The organism is Ignavibacteriota bacterium (assembly GCA_016708125.1).
Taxonomy (GTDB): Bacteria; Bacteroidota; Ignavibacteria; order Ignavibacteriales; family Melioribacteraceae.
On sequence record JADJGF010000001.1, the window covers coordinates 3177744 to 3192279 of the forward strand.

12 protein-coding genes are annotated in these 14536 nt (G+C 30.0%); 9 read left to right on the plus strand and 3 right to left on the minus strand.

Going from position 1 to position 14536, the window contains the following annotated elements; translation table 11 throughout:
• Nucleotides 1-50 precede the first annotated feature (50 nt).
• The 3 genes from IPH62_13745 to IPH62_13755 are packed head-to-tail and all read left to right on the plus strand — an operon-like array spanning nt 51 to nt 3435.
• Nucleotides 51-1700, plus strand: a complete 1650-nt coding sequence (locus IPH62_13745; GenBank protein ID MBK7106338.1) for a methylmalonyl-CoA mutase family protein — start codon at nt 51-53, stop codon at nt 1698-1700.
• Between the two features lie 5 nt (nt 1701-1705).
• Nucleotides 1706-2200 carry a hypothetical protein gene (locus IPH62_13750; GenBank protein MBK7106339.1) on the plus strand — a complete coding sequence of 165 codons (495 nt, stop codon included), beginning with the start codon at nt 1706-1708 and terminating at the stop codon, nt 2198-2200.
• A 2-nt stretch (nt 2201-2202) separates the two neighbouring features.
• Nucleotides 2203-3435, plus strand: a complete 1233-nt coding sequence (locus IPH62_13755; GenBank protein ID MBK7106340.1) for an HlyC/CorC family transporter — start codon at nt 2203-2205, stop codon at nt 3433-3435.
• A gap of 66 nt (nt 3436-3501) precedes the next feature.
• Here IPH62_13755 and IPH62_13760 read toward each other — a convergent pair whose 3' ends face one another.
• The 3 genes from IPH62_13760 to IPH62_13770 all read right to left on the minus strand — a co-directional run bounded on the left by IPH62_13760 (nt 3502) and on the right by IPH62_13770 (nt 7086).
• A complete protein-coding gene (locus IPH62_13760) occupies nt 3502-4293 on the minus strand; it encodes a hypothetical protein (GenBank protein MBK7106341.1) in 792 nt (263 codons plus the stop codon).
• Between the two features lie 97 nt (nt 4294-4390).
• Entirely contained in the window at nt 4391-5299 is a 909-nt protein-coding gene (locus tag IPH62_13765) for an EamA family transporter (protein MBK7106342.1), read from the minus strand.
• A gap of 356 nt (nt 5300-5655) precedes the next feature.
• Complete coding sequence (locus IPH62_13770) at nt 5656-7086, minus strand: FAD-dependent oxidoreductase (GenBank protein ID MBK7106343.1); 1431 nt, start codon at nt 7084-7086, stop codon at nt 5656-5658.
• 168 nt (nt 7087-7254) lie between these two features.
• Between IPH62_13770 and IPH62_13775 the strand changes: the two genes are divergently transcribed.
• The 6 genes from IPH62_13775 to IPH62_13800 all read left to right on the plus strand — a co-directional run bounded on the left by IPH62_13775 (nt 7255) and on the right by IPH62_13800 (nt 14426).
• The gene (locus IPH62_13775) at nt 7255-8343 is read left to right on the plus strand and encodes a hypothetical protein (GenBank protein ID MBK7106344.1); all 1089 of its coding nucleotides are present in this window, start codon (nt 7255-7257) and stop codon (nt 8341-8343) included.
• The gene (locus IPH62_13780; protein MBK7106345.1) at nt 8327-8797 is read left to right on the plus strand and encodes a hypothetical protein; all 471 of its coding nucleotides are present in this window, start codon (nt 8327-8329) and stop codon (nt 8795-8797) included. Before IPH62_13775 ends, IPH62_13780 begins: the two co-directional genes overlap by 17 nt.
• A gap of 77 nt (nt 8798-8874) precedes the next feature.
• A complete protein-coding gene (locus IPH62_13785; GenBank protein ID MBK7106346.1) occupies nt 8875-10335 on the plus strand; it encodes a pyridoxal-5-phosphate-dependent protein subunit beta in 1461 nt (486 codons plus the stop codon).
• A gap of 124 nt (nt 10336-10459) precedes the next feature.
• The gene (allB, locus tag IPH62_13790) at nt 10460-11920 is read left to right on the plus strand and encodes an allantoinase AllB (protein MBK7106347.1); all 1461 of its coding nucleotides are present in this window, start codon (nt 10460-10462) and stop codon (nt 11918-11920) included.
• Nucleotides 11917-13242, plus strand: a complete 1326-nt coding sequence (locus tag IPH62_13795) for an amidohydrolase family protein (GenBank protein ID MBK7106348.1) — start codon at nt 11917-11919, stop codon at nt 13240-13242. The genes allB and IPH62_13795 overlap by 4 nt, the downstream gene beginning before the upstream one ends.
• Entirely contained in the window at nt 13242-14426 is a 1185-nt protein-coding gene (locus IPH62_13800) for a YgeY family selenium metabolism-linked hydrolase (protein ID MBK7106349.1), read from the plus strand. The genes IPH62_13795 and IPH62_13800 overlap by 1 nt, the downstream gene beginning before the upstream one ends.
• Nucleotides 14427-14536: the final 110 nt, after the last annotated feature.

The window sequence follows — 14536 nt, forward strand, 5'->3', positions numbered from 1 at the left end:
ATAAACTCTAATTTTATTATTTTATATGCAAAAGATGAAAGGAAAATATTTTGGATAATACTTTTATAAATGGAAAAGAAAAATTTGAAAACAGTTTTGAAAAATCCGTAAAAAATAATTTAAAGTTTACAACCGTTTCCGGTGAATCTGTAAATCCTCTTTATACGCCGGAAGATTTAGAGAATAAAAATTTTAGTGAAATCGGATTCCCCGGACAATTTCCTTATACACGTGGAATTCATTCAACCGGATATAGAGGAAAGTTATGGACAATGCGGCAATTTGCCGGATTTGGTTCACCGGAAGATACAAACGAGAGATTTAAATATTTGTTATCACACGGACAAACCGGTTTATCAGTTGCGTTTGATTTGCCGACTTTAATGGGTTATGATTCCGATCATGAAATGAGTATTGGCGAAGTTGGAATTTGCGGTGTTGCCATTTCATCTTTGGAAGATATGGAAATTTTATTTGATGGAATTCCGTTAGAACAAGTTTCTACATCCATGACAATTAATTCTCCGGCTGCAATTGTATATGCATTTTATCTTGCAGTGGCAAAAAAACAAGGTGTAAAATTTGATCAACTCCGCGGTACTTTACAAAATGACATTTTAAAAGAATATATTGCGCAAAAAGAATTTATATTTCCTCCAAAACCTTCAATGCGAATAATTACTGACATGATTGAGTTTTCTACAAAAGAGGTTCCTCAATTTAATCCGGTTTCTGTAAGCGGATATCACATAAGAGAAGCTGGCGCAACTGCAGTACAAGAATTGGCTTATACTCTCGCTGATGGCTTTGCATATATTGAACATGCAATTGAAAGGGGAATGGATATAGATGAATTTGCACCAAGAATTTCTTTTTTCTTCAATTCTCATTTAGATTTCTTTGAAGAAATTGCAAAGTATAGAGCGGCTCGTAGAATTTATGCAAAACGCATGAAAGAAAAATATGGTGCAAAAAACCCAAGATCTTGGTGGATGAGATTTCATACACAAACTGCGGGTTGTACATTAACAGCGCAGCAGCCGGAAAATAATATTGTGCGAACTGCATTTCAAGCAATGGCGGCGGTACTTGGAGGAACTCAATCACTTCATACAAATTCTATGGATGAAACTTTAGCATTACCAAGTGAAAAGGCTGTTAAAATTGCTTTAAGAACTCAGCAAATATTGGCATATGAAACCGGCGTAATTAATACAGTTGATCCGCTTGGCGGAAGTTATTTTATTGAATCATTAACAGATAAAATGGAAGAAGAAGCTGAAAAGATTTTTGCTGCAATTGATTCTTTGGGTGGAGTAATTCCCGCAATTGAAGCCGGTTATTTTCAAAAGGAAATTTCACTTAGTGCTTATCGATATCAAATTGAACTGGATAAGAAAGAAAAATTTGTTGTCGGCGTAAATGAATTTATTGAGAAAGATGAAAAAATTGATATTCCAATTCTGCAAATCTCTAAAGAAGTTGAAGCAAAACAAAAGGAAAGATTAGCTAAATTAAAGGAAAGACGAAATAATTTAAAAGTTGAAGAATGTTTAAATGAGCTTGATTTTGCAGCGCGAAATAATGTTAATCTTATGCCGATTCTTATTAAAGCTGCGGAAAATTATGTAACGCTTGGCGAAATGATAGAAGTTCTAAAAGTCCCGTTTGGAATTTACGAAGAAGCAATTGTATTTTAGATAAAATGAAAACAAACATTATTACTAAAATATTTTTACTAGTAACAATTTTATTTTATATAAGTTGTTCATCTTCTGAAGTAACCAAAATTCAAAAGAAGGAAAGCGGGATAAATATAATCTCAAAAAAAATGAACGATATTGATTTGAATATTGAAAAAACCGTAAGCTGGGTAAACTTAATGCCGGGTTCCGATTCTAAATTTCATGTAAGCGGTAAATTTATTATTCCGCAAAATAATAAAATTAAAATTGAAGATATTGAATTAAAATTCATTAAAGTTTATCAAGAGGAAAGCGAATTATATTTTATTCAACCTAAAACGATTCAGAAAATTGAAAAATCTTCCAAAGAAATTATATATTCTACTTTGCAAGGATTATCATTAAATAAAAATTTCAATAAAAAGAAAAATGTTACATTTGAATTAATTTTTAATTCGAATGGAGAAGAATTAAAATATTACATTGAAAATATAAATGTAGATGAGGTTTATTAGAAATGACTTTTGAATTTATTGCATTATTCATTCTGCTTTTGATGAGCGGTTTTTTTTCTTCTGCTGAGCTTGCATTTATTGTTTCCAACAAACTTAAAATTGAATTATTGGCGCGAAAAAAAAATATTGCCGCAAAGTATGCACTTTTTTTTATGAATAATCCCCAAACTTTTTTCTCAACAATTTTAATATCAAACAACATTGTAAATATTGCATTCGCTTCGCTGATTACAATTTTTCTTACACGCATTTATAATTTTAGCGAACCAATAATTTTGCTTATTTCAACATTACTACTTTTACTTTTTGGCGAGCTCATTCCCAAATATATTGGTAGAGAACTTTCAGACTTTTTACTTTTAATTTCCTCTATTCCGGTTAAAATTATTTCTTTTATTTTATATCCCTTAGTTAAAATAACGGATTCAATTTCACTTTTATTAACAAGAAAAAAAGATTTATCGGATGAAGTTGCCGATATTATGCATAAGGAAGATATTCATTCGCTAATTGTTGAAGGATCAGAAGTTGGAAATGTTGATGAAGAAGATTCTGATATAATAAAAAATATTATTGATTTAGCAGAGCAAAAAGTTTATGAAGCAATGACGCCAAGAACGGAAATTGTCGGTGTTAGCATTGATTCTCCGATTAGTGAAGTAATAAATATTTTTATTGAATCCGGATATTCAAAATTGCCGGTGTTTGATGAGAACTTAGATAATATTAAAGGCGTTGTTAATGTTTATGATATGTTTAAGAATCCCGCAAATTTGGAATCTGTGCTTCGCGAAGTTTTATTTGTTCCGGAAACAAAAAAAAGTCTTGATATGCTTAGCGAATTTTTAGAGAAGAGAATTTCATTTACGGTTATTGTTGATGAATTTGGCGGAACCGCCGGAATATTAACCGTTGAAGATTTGATTGAAGAAATGTTTGGCGAAATTAGAGATGAATACGATGAAGATCCGGATGTTTGCAAAAAAATTGATGATAAAACTTTTGTGCTTAGCGGAAGAATTGAAATTGATGTTTTAAATGAAGAATATGAATTAGACATTCCCGATGGAGACTACGCAACAATTGCCGGATTTATAACTTCTCATCTTGGAAGAATTCCCGCAAAAGGGGAAAAAGTTAAAATTAATAATTTTGATTTTGTAATTCTTCACGCAAGCAAGATTAAAATAAATCTTGTGAAAATGTTTGCATTTCCCAAACCAAAAGAAAATTAGAATATTAAATTATTAAGAGATTTAAAAATAAAAAGGCGAATCAGATGACTCGCCTTTTTTATAAAATTATAATACGTGTTTCCACCAATAGTAGTACTTATTTTCCAGTTCTGTTTCAGAGGGCATTGGGAAAAATTTCAATTCTTCTCCGGCGGCAAACCAAAATCCATGACGTAAAAATTTGTAAGAAATTTCTTTTAACAAACTTCCCAGACTTATTGTTTTTGTAGTTTTTTCCGGTTTATCAACAAGTTCATTTACACAATTAAAAAATCTGTATGGATTAACACCTGGTAAATCAATTGTAAAAATTTCTTTGTTTTTATTAATTTCAAAAAAGTGATCGATATTAAAATCAATTTGTGTAAAACAAATTTTTGGTGCACCTTTAGATTTTGTACCAGTAGTTATAAATTTGCCAAAATCTCTTTGATCTTTTGTAGAAGCAACAAGAGTTTCAAGTGGAGTAATTTCTTGGTAAATTCTAATCATTCCGGGTTGGTTGTATGCTGTATATTCAGCTGGTTCAATCGGCAAAACCTTTCCGTTAATTGTACATAAAAAAAGTTTTTTGATTGCAGAAAGATCAACATGTTCTAAAACATTGTATGATGAAATAAATTTTGTTTTTTTAGGCAATCCGCCTTCATCTGGAACTGTTAGCGCTAAATATTTGTCTATTTCAAAATAATCGTTTCTAAAATTAATATCTAATTCGGCAAAAATTACTTTGCCGCTAAAATGTTTTGCACTTCCCATTGTGTAGTGTTCACCAAATCTATCAGGTTCAAGTTGTGATGCAACCATTGCATTTATTGGATAAACAATCATATACAAATGTTTTTGATATTCTGGCATTACACTTCTCCAAGTTTATTATATAATAAATTTATCAAATCAATTAGTTTAATTCAAGAATGAACATTTTTATTTCAGAAAGTTAATTTATTCTCCGTTAACTTTTGATGTTTAAACTGCTTAATTTTATTACGTTTGTAATACTGTAAATTAAAATTGCAACTCCAATCCATTGAACAAAACTCAAAATATTTCCGTGTAAAATATATTCAAGAATTATTGCAGTAAGTGGAAAAGCCAATTCCAGAATTGTTGATGATGAAGCTGTGATATTTTTTAATCCATAATAATATAGAAAAATTGCTGGACCACCAGTTGAAAAAGCTATCAATATAAAAATTAACCATTGAGAATTTGAAACAAATTTAATTGTATCAAATTCGTTAAAAGTTAAAACAAAAATAAGCATTATTAGTGCAGTGATCCCAAAACGCAAATAAGTTCCTAATTCAAAATTAATATTTTTTAGTGCACGTTTACTTAATACAGTTGAAAATCCAAAACTGAAAGCCGCAAGAGCTGAATAAAGTGCAGCAAATAAATTTTTATTATCAGAATTAATTTTTGGTATCTGAAACCCAAAAGTCATAATATATGTACCGATAACTGCTAAAATTGCCCATTTAATAAATTGTTTAGGAAGTTTTTCTTTTAGGAAAATTGCGGCTAATGTTAATGCAAATAATGGCTGTAATTTTTGAATTAGAATAACTATTGAAAGATTAACAAAGTTTACATAAAATAATGCCTTTGTAATACTTAAAGTTCCAATAGCTCCGCCAAATAATGCTACGCCGAAAAATGCCAGTAAATCACTTTTATTTAATTTTTTGAGAACGTTTAAATTTTTTACAAGAATAGGTGAAAGATAAATTGCAGTTATTGAACTTTCTATAAAAACTACAAAAACAACCGGAAGAGAATATAATTCGGGACGTAATACAATTCCATCAAAACCCCAAAGCATTGCTGCAACTATTATAAAAATTGGCGCAAGTTTAATCATAAAAATTTTAGAATCTTTCAAAAAAATGAAATCAAATATATCAAAATTGCGGATTAAAAATTTTGTGCCATTAATGAGGATTGTTGTAAATAAATAATTAAAATAATTTACAATAGAATTAGTAAATTATCTTTTTCTTGCTCTAATTCTTAATCCTAATCTTACTCAAAAATATTCACAATTAGATTAAGAAAAAGATTAAGAGTAAGATTAAGAATATTTTAAAATCATGATCTTTTACTTCGATCAACTGCTTTTAGAATTTTAAGATTAAGAATTATAAATCTAAAAAACTGAATAACTTTATTATTCATCCATTTTTCATCTTGTTTTGTAATTTGCATTTTCAAACTCCTTTATTCTGGAATAATTTTCCAACCAATTCGAGCTCTTAATTTGTGCATAAATGTTGTGTGAATCATTCTTTTCATCCATGCACCGGCTAAACCCATTTCCATATGAGTTACAAAGGAATCTCTTCCTTGTTCATTTGGAAATTTCCTAGCATCCGGCACAACCGGATACATCATAATTGTAGCTGCTGAACCATCCCAAAGAGAATCTCCCATTGAAGCAATACATGCAGCAGCCATATCACTCATTCTTTCATGGTGAGTCATTCTTCCGCGTTCAATCAGATCAATAATATTTTTAGCAATTATTCTTCCAATAATTCCAGAAACCATTCCGGTTCTTGGAGGAGCGGCTGTAATTGATGTTCCGTTTGGTGTAGTGTGCGGTTTGGAAATTGGTCCCGGAGGTGCAAATGCAATTCCTCCGGCAAAAATATTTCTATAATTTCTATTTTGATAAACTGCGGGCCACGCATCCGGATTTTCCGAAAGTACATCCCACGTTAATCCGTAAATTCCATCTACTAAAATAAATCCACCGGGATTTGTTAATTTGCTTGAAATATCTTCTCCATCTTTTCCAACATACTTAAAAGGTTGACCAAGAAATTGCGGAACCAACATTGCAAAATCATATTCAGTTTCACCAAATTCACCATTAAAATTTTCCCAATAAATATTTTTTTCATTAACTTCTTTTGCACCTCTTTGAACTTGAACATCGAAACCGTATTGTTTAAAAACCGCACCAATAAAATCCTCACTGGAAACAACTTCACCTTTATATTTAGCTTGAACTCCTCTAACTCCAAAATCGCCTAAAGCTCTTTCGTTTGAAAAATAAATCATTTCCGCTTTGTCGCGAATTCCTTTTTTAACTAAATCTTTGTGAATATTTGTTATATATTCCAAAGCCGCACCTTGGCAAGTTGCTCCGGGATGTCCGGTACCAATTACAATTTTTTGCTTTTCGCCTTTTTTCATTCGCTCAACAATTTCAAGATACTTATCTCGCGAAGCAACGGCATGATCCAAAGTACAAATTGAATATGTAAATCCATTTGGACCTAATCCTTTTGTTCCATCAAAATTTAATTTTGGTCCCGTGGAAATTATTAAATAATCATACTCAAGTTTTTTAATATTATTTGAACCATTTTCTTCGGCTAAAACAAACTGATTATCCGCATGTATTTCGGTTACTTTTCCATGAATAAAATTTACATTTAATTTTGAATAAACTGGTTCAAGTGGGAAAGTTGTTTTTTCGGGAGGCATGTGTCCAATGCCAACCCAAACCCATGAAGGAATGTAAGCAAAATAATTTTGTCTGTTCACAACAGTTACACTATGATTTTTCCCTAATGAATCGCCGAGATAAAGTGCTGCAGTATGTCCGGCAAATCCGGCTCCAACTATAACAATCTTTGCCATAGGAACTCCATTATTTATTTGTAATTTTATTTTAATAATTTAGTTTTGATGAATCATTAAGGAAACGATAAGAACAACTTGTTTTAAATATACATTTTTTTATTAAAACAAAAATACCTTTTATGCTATTAAAGAATTTTTTTAAAAAAATATATTTAAGACAAATTCTTGCTAAATCATAGAATATATCGGAAGTTAAAAATCGAAAATCAATTTTCAAATAAAGTTATTGTTAATAAAATTACTGCATTGTGGGCTTTTAGTGAAGCAGCTCTCGGTGGAATTCTACATGTTCTTAAAATTCCACTCACTGGATTATTTATAGGAAGCAGTGCCGTAATTTTTATTTCACTAATTGCTTATTTTTCAGACTCAAGAAAAGAAATTTTTGAATCGACAATTAAAGTATTAATTGTAAAATTTATTGTAAGTCCTTACACTCCATTAAACGCATATTTGGCTGTTCTGATACAATTCATTTTCGGGTATATTTTATTTTTTAATGGATTCAATAAAATTTCCCCAATTCTATTAGGAATTTTATCACTATTGTTTTCTGCTGTGCAAAAAATATTTGTTCTAACTGTAATTTTTGGAATGACGCTTTGGGAATCGATTGATATTTTTTTCAAATTTGTAATAGATCAAATTTTGCCGAACTCATACAATATTCTTCTTCCCAAAATTAGCTACTTAATTATTGGAATATATATTTCAATTCATTTAATCGGTGGAATTATGGCGGGTTTTTATGCTGCCGGTTTTTCAAAAAAACTTTTAAATATTAACGAACAAAAAAACATTTTATTAAATGATCAACTTAATGATTTTCTTTTAAACAGAAATTTCAAAAAGAAAAAAAGAAAGTGGTGGCAGAAGCCATCTAATATTGGAATTCTTATTTTTTCCATTATGCTAATTTTGCTTTCTTATACAATAAAAGAGTTTGATAAAAATATTTCTATCAATATTATAATTATGTTATTTCGATCAGTAATAATTCTTTTAATTTGGTATTATTTTATTTCACCGAATGCCTTGAAAATTGTGAACACGTTTTTAATAAAAAGAAAACAGAAGCAAGCAGAAGAAATTGAAAATATTCTTGAGGTATTTCCAATTATAAAATCAATAATAAAATATTCATGGAATGAAACACAGAATATTAAAAGTATTAAAAGAATATTTACTTTTTTGGATAAAATTTTAATTCATTATTTATTGTTTGAGAAAAACAAAATTGAGCAAAAAGTTTAAAATATTAACCGGGAAAATTCATTCCGGTAAAACAACAAAATTATTTAATTATATAAATACATTAAATTCTGTTGATGGAATTTTAGCTCCGATTGTAAACGAAAGAAGAATGTTGTATCATATTTCTTCAAAAACTATGAAGGAATTTGAAGTATCCGGTCAAAGTGAAAATATAATTAATGTTGGAAAATATTTTTTTCTTGAAAAATCTTTTGATTGGGCGAATGATATTTTGATAGAAAGTTATTTAAAAAATCCTAATTGGTTAATTATTGATGAAATAGGAAAATTAGAATTGACAAAAAAAGGATTAAATAAATCTTTTAGTTTTATAATTGAAGACAAACTAAATTTAAATACAAAAGTTATAATTGTAGTTCGCGAAAGTTTACTAAATGATGTAATTGAATTTTATAATCTGCAAAAAAAAGATTATGAATTTTTGGAAATTTGATAAATGAAATTGCAAAGTATTTCATAATCAAAAACATTAGATTTATACTGTAAATCAATTCAAATATTGAGGGAATTATGTGGAAATGGAATATTGAAAATGAAGAATATCTTACCAAAACAATTGAAAGATGTAAAAAACAAAATATAATTTTACCAACATTTCAACAGCTCAAACAACCGCAATCAATTCCAACAGAAATTCAAAATAAGCTTGATAATATTGATCTACAAGCACTTCATCCATTAAATTTATTTAGAATAAATTGGTGTAATGATTCAACAACGGGAAGAATTGGCGAAATAAATTATTTAGAAATCCCAAAAGAAATTACCGGAGTTAATGCTAGAATAATTGGTTTGGTCGGGAAATTCTTTCCAACCGGTGCGCATAAAGTTGGTGCAACATACGGATGTTTAGCTCCATACTTGGTAACCGGAAGATTCAATCCCGAATATCACAAAGCAGTTTGGCCTTCAACCGGAAATTATTGTAGAGGCGGAGTTTTTAATTCCAATTTACTTTCTGTTCATTCTGTTGCAATTTTGCCGGAAGAAATGAGCAAAGAAAGATTTGATTGGCTTCGTGAACGAACAGAAGAAGTTTATGCAACTCCGGGCTGCGAAAGCAACGTAAAGGAAATTTATGATAAATGTCACGAGCTTGAGGCAAAGAGTGATGAGTATTTGATATTCAATCAATTCGATCAGTTCGGAAATCCAATCTGGCATTACGAAATTACCGGTTATACAATTGAAAAATTATTTAATCAAATTAAAAAAGAAAATCAAAGACTTAGCGGTTATGTAAGTGCAACTGGCTCTGCGGGAACAATTGCTGCCGGAGATTATTTGAGAAAAGTAAATCCGCAAATTAAAATTTTAGCTTCGGAAGCTCTACAATGCCCAACTTTATTGATGAATGGATTTGGCGGACATAGAATAGAAGGAATTGGCGATAAACATATACCTTGGGTTCATAATGTTAAGAACACGGATTTTATTGCTGCAATTGATGATGAAGATCCAATGAGAGTTTTACGTTTATTTAATGAACCGGAAGGAAAAGAATTTTTAGCTCAACTTGGAGCTGATAAAAATGTTGTTGAAAAATTAAGTTATTTAGGAATTTCATCAATCAGTAATTTGCTTAGTTCAATAAAATTAGCAAAGTATAATGAGTATAATGAGAACGATATAATCTTTACAATTTTTACAGACTCAAAAGATATGTATGATTCACGATTGATAGAAATGACAGAACAACTTGGAGAATATTCAGAGAAACAAGCAAATTTGGATTGGTACGGTTCAATCAAAAAGCAAAGTATTGATTATTTGAAAGAATTGAATTACTATGATAAAAAAACAATTCATAATTTGAAATATTTTACATGGGTTGAACAGCAAGGTAAAACTGTTGAAGAATTAAATGCTCAATGGTATGACGAAAATTATTGGAATGAAAGATTCAGCATTGTTCCAACTTGGGATAAATTGATAGAAGAATTTAATTCAAAAACCGGAGTAACAATTTAAAATATTAAATTCTAATTGAATTGTCATTCTGGAAATTAGGAAGTAATTATCCGGAATCTAATAATCCATTTGATAGATTCCCGATAAAATCATTCGGGAATGACAAATATTTGACTTTGCAATGATGAATAAACAAAAAATACTAACAAACATCTTTATTAATACAAGCGAAAATAATTTCACTCCGGTCAATATTTACTTTTCTGATAAAATCGAAAAAGTGGAAAGAATTATTGAACAAGAATTTACTTGGCAAGAATTAAAAAGTGGAGAAAATAAAGAGAAAATAATTAAGCAAATTCCACAACAAAATTTCTCAAATAATTTAAAAATTATAAATGGGAAATTTAATATTGTAATTCCCGGAACTATTGATCCACACGTGCATTTTGATACGCCCGGATTTGAATTTCGCGAGGATTTTGAACATGCATCGACTGCTGCAGCTTTCGGCGGCGTAACGACAATTATTGATATGCCATGCACATCTTTGCCACCTATTACATCGCCAGAAAATTTTCACAAAAAATTAGAAGCTGTAAAAAATAGAAGTATAATTGATTTTGCATTTTGGGGTGGAGTTTGCGGAAATGATTTTGAAGTTGGGAATAAAATTGGAAAACAAATTATTGAGTTAAATGAATTGGGTGTTGCCGGATTTAAAACTTATTTGATTTCCGGAATGGAATCGTTTAAGGATTTAAATTTGGAGCAGATGAGAATAATTGCAAAATACATAAAGCAAACTGGTAAACCTCAAGCTGTGCATGCAGAAGATAAATTTATGATTGAATCAAAAATGCAGAGATTCAAAACTGCAAATCAAAATACTTGGGAATATTATTGTTTGGCTCGCAATACAGATGCAGAAGAAAAAGCAATTATTGATATGATTTCTGTTGCAAAGGAGTTTGGACTAAAAATTCATATTGTTCATCTAAGTTCGGAAGCCGGATTAAATGCAATTCGTATAGCTCAAAAAGAGGGAATAAATATTACTGCAGAAACTTGTCCGCATTATTTGCAATTCACTCAAGATAGTTTTTTGAATGATAAAATAAGAAATTATTTAAAAGCTGCACCACCAGTAAAAATGAATAATGATCAAAATGCTTTGTGGAACGGACTAAAAGATGGAACACTTACTTTTGTAACTACTGATCACGCTGGTTGCAATCCAAATGAAGAAAAAGTAGATGAAAATTTTTGGAATGTATACGGTGGAATTCCAGGAATTGAACATCGAGTCTCATATTTATTTAGTGAAGGATTTATAAAAGAGAAATTAACATTTAGGCAAACAGTAAATTTACTTTCAACAAATGTTGCTGAGTATTTTAACTTAAGAAAAAAAGGAAAAATTGAAATTGGATATGATGCAGACTTCGCAATTATAAATTTATGGGATTCAGAAATTATTAATTCGGAAAATATGCATAGCAAAGGTAAATATACTCCATTTGAAGGAATGAAATTTAATGCTACAGTAGAAAAAACAATATTACGCGGAAATGTAATTATGGATAAAGAAAACGATGCTGAAGTAAAAATTGGTTATGGGAAATTTATTGAGGTAATTTCTTGAAAGTAATTAATGCTTGGATTTGCCAAATAAATGATCAATCAGTTTCCCCAATCTTTGGTGATTTGGAAATTGAAGATGGAAAAATTATTAATATTTCCGAAAGACATTTTGATTTATCAAATTTAAACACTTCGACAAATTCTGAAACAATAGATGCAAACGGAAAAGTTCTCACAATCCCAAATGTAAATTTTCACGATCATATTTATTCAAGATTGGCGAAAGGCTTATCAATAAAGGGGGATATGTCAACTTTCCCAAATATTCTAAAAAATCTTTGGTGGAAATTGGATTCGCTATTAGATATGGAAATGATTGAAGCATCAACAAAAATGGCAGCACTTGAATCAATTATAAATGGTGTGTCGTATATTATTGATCATCACTCTTCACCAAACTTTGCAAAAGATAGTTTAAAAACAATCTCACAAACTTTTGAGAAATTTAATATTCGTAATGTTCTTTGTTTTGAAACGACTGATCGAAATGGAAAAGTGCACAGAGAAAATGGATTTGAAGAAAATATTAATTTTCTAAAAAATTATACAACTGAAAATTCCAATTCACTTTTAGGTTTGCATGCTTCATTCACTCTTGATGATGATACTTTGGAAACAGCATCAAGATTACTTCAAGAAAATAATTGGGGAGTTCATGTTCATCTTTGTGAAGATAAATCCGATGTTGAAATAAGCTTGGAAAAATATTCAGCTAAACCAATGCACAGATTTACAAAATATAATTTGTTAAATGATAAAAGTATCTTAGCTCATGGAATTCACTTGGATAAAAATGATTTTGAATTAATAAAAAATTCCGGTGCCTCACTCATTTTTAATATTGATTCAAACATGAATAATTCAGTCGGTTTGCAAAAATTTAAAATGATTCCTAAAGAAATTCCAATATTAGTTGGAACTGATGGAATGCATGCAAATGTTGCTCGATCATTTAAAGAATTGTTTTTGCAATTACGAAATGCCGGTTTATCTTTTGAAGATTCATTTAGTTTAATGATCAAAACTTATTTCGATCAAATTAATTTTATTAAAAAGTTTTTCCCGGATTTTACAAAGTTACAAGTTAACGATAGAGCAGATTTTGTAATATGGGATTATGTTCCGCCGACACCAATAAATCAGAATAATTTCTGGGGACATTACATTTATGGAATTTTGGAAAGACCTATTAAAACTGTTGTTCAAAATGGAGAAATAAAATTAGATAATTTTCAAATCAAAAATATTGATGAAACAAAAATATTAAATGAAATTTATGCACAAGGTGAAAGATTGTTTAATAAATTTAACGAGGAAAGTTAATGAACATTACTGAAGAAATTATTAAAAAGTCAGAAGAATATAAAGACTATACGGCAAAAAATTTATCTGAAATGATTAAAATAAAATCGCTTAGTTTACAAGAGAAAGAAGTCTGTGAAAAAATAAAAGTTATGATGGAAGAAGCTGGATTTGATGAAGTAAAAATAGATGGACTTGGAAATGTGATTGGCAGAATTGGAAATGGTCCAAGAGTTATTGCATTCGATGGACACATTGATACTGTAGATTTAGGCAATTTAGAAAATTGGGATTTTGATCCTCTTGGTGGAGAAATAAAGGATGGATTTGTGCACGGGCGAGGAAGTGTAGATCAAGAAGGTGGACCTGCAGCGTTTATTACTGCCGGAAGAATAATTAAAGAATTAGGATTAGAAAAAGATCTAACAATTTATTTTACAGCAACAGTAATTGAAGAAGATTGCGACGGACTTTGCTGGAAATATATTGTTGAGGGAGATAAAATAAAACCGGAATGTGTTGTAATCACCGAACCCACAAACCTCAATATTTATCGGGGTCATAGAGGAAGAATGGAAATTGCCGTTTCATTTTATGGAGTATCGTCTCATGGTTCTGCGCCGGAAAGAGGAAAGAATGCAATTTATATGGCATCTCGTGCAGCACTGGAAATTGAAAAATTAAATGAAAGTTTAGCTCATGATGAATTTTTAGGAAAGGGTACAATCACAATTTCGGAATTTAAATCAAATAGTCCATCTCTTTGTGCAGTTTCTGATTTTGCCAGAATTCATTTGGATAGAAGATTAACTTGGGGCGAGGACAAAGAATTAGCTTTAAATCAAGTGAAAGAAATTGTGAAAGACATGAATGCGAAAGTTGAACTTTTAAATTATGAAGAAATTGCCTACACCGGATTAAAATATGGAATGCAAAAATATTTTCCTACTTGGAAATTGGAGGAAGATCATCCGCTTGTCCAGAAAGGGGTTGAAGCATATTCTGATTTATTTAAAGAAAATCCAAAAGTTGATAAATGGACATTCTCAACAAACGGCGTAACTATCCGCGGTTATTATGATATTCCGGTTATTGGGTTTGGACCCGGTAATGAAGTTTTAGCTCATGCACCAAATGAAAAAGTTCCAATTGATCATTTGGTAAAAGCAACTGCATTTTATACAAATTTTGTTGCAAAGTATTAATATAACAAACATGTCATTCTAGTCTTGTTCTGGAATCTAATGAACAAATTGGATGCTGAAATAAATTCAGCATGACAAGGAAAAAAGAAATATAAAATATTTTTATTCGG

Bases quoted from the DNA above. Each gene is read 5' to 3' on its own strand.
- IPH62_13770 (MBK7106343.1), bottom strand. From the start codon at position 7,086: ATGGCAAAGATTGTTATAGTTGGAGCCGGATTTGCCGGACATACTGCA.
- IPH62_13800 (MBK7106349.1), top strand. From the start codon at position 13,242: ATGAACATTACTGAAGAAATTATTAAAAAGTCAGAAGAATATAAAGAC.
- IPH62_13765 (MBK7106342.1), bottom strand. From the start codon at position 5,299: ATGATTAAACTTGCGCCAATTTTTATAATAGTTGCAGCAATGCTTTGG.
- IPH62_13760 (MBK7106341.1), bottom strand. From the start codon at position 4,293: ATGCCAGAATATCAAAAACATTTGTATATGATTGTTTATCCAATAAAT.
- IPH62_13750 (MBK7106339.1), top strand. From the start codon at position 1,706: ATGAAAACAAACATTATTACTAAAATATTTTTACTAGTAACAATTTTA.
- IPH62_13755 (MBK7106340.1), top strand. From the start codon at position 2,203: ATGACTTTTGAATTTATTGCATTATTCATTCTGCTTTTGATGAGCGGT.
- IPH62_13785 (MBK7106346.1), top strand. From the start codon at position 8,875: ATGTGGAAATGGAATATTGAAAATGAAGAATATCTTACCAAAACAATT.
- allB (MBK7106347.1), top strand. From the start codon at position 10,460: ATGAATAAACAAAAAATACTAACAAACATCTTTATTAATACAAGCGAA.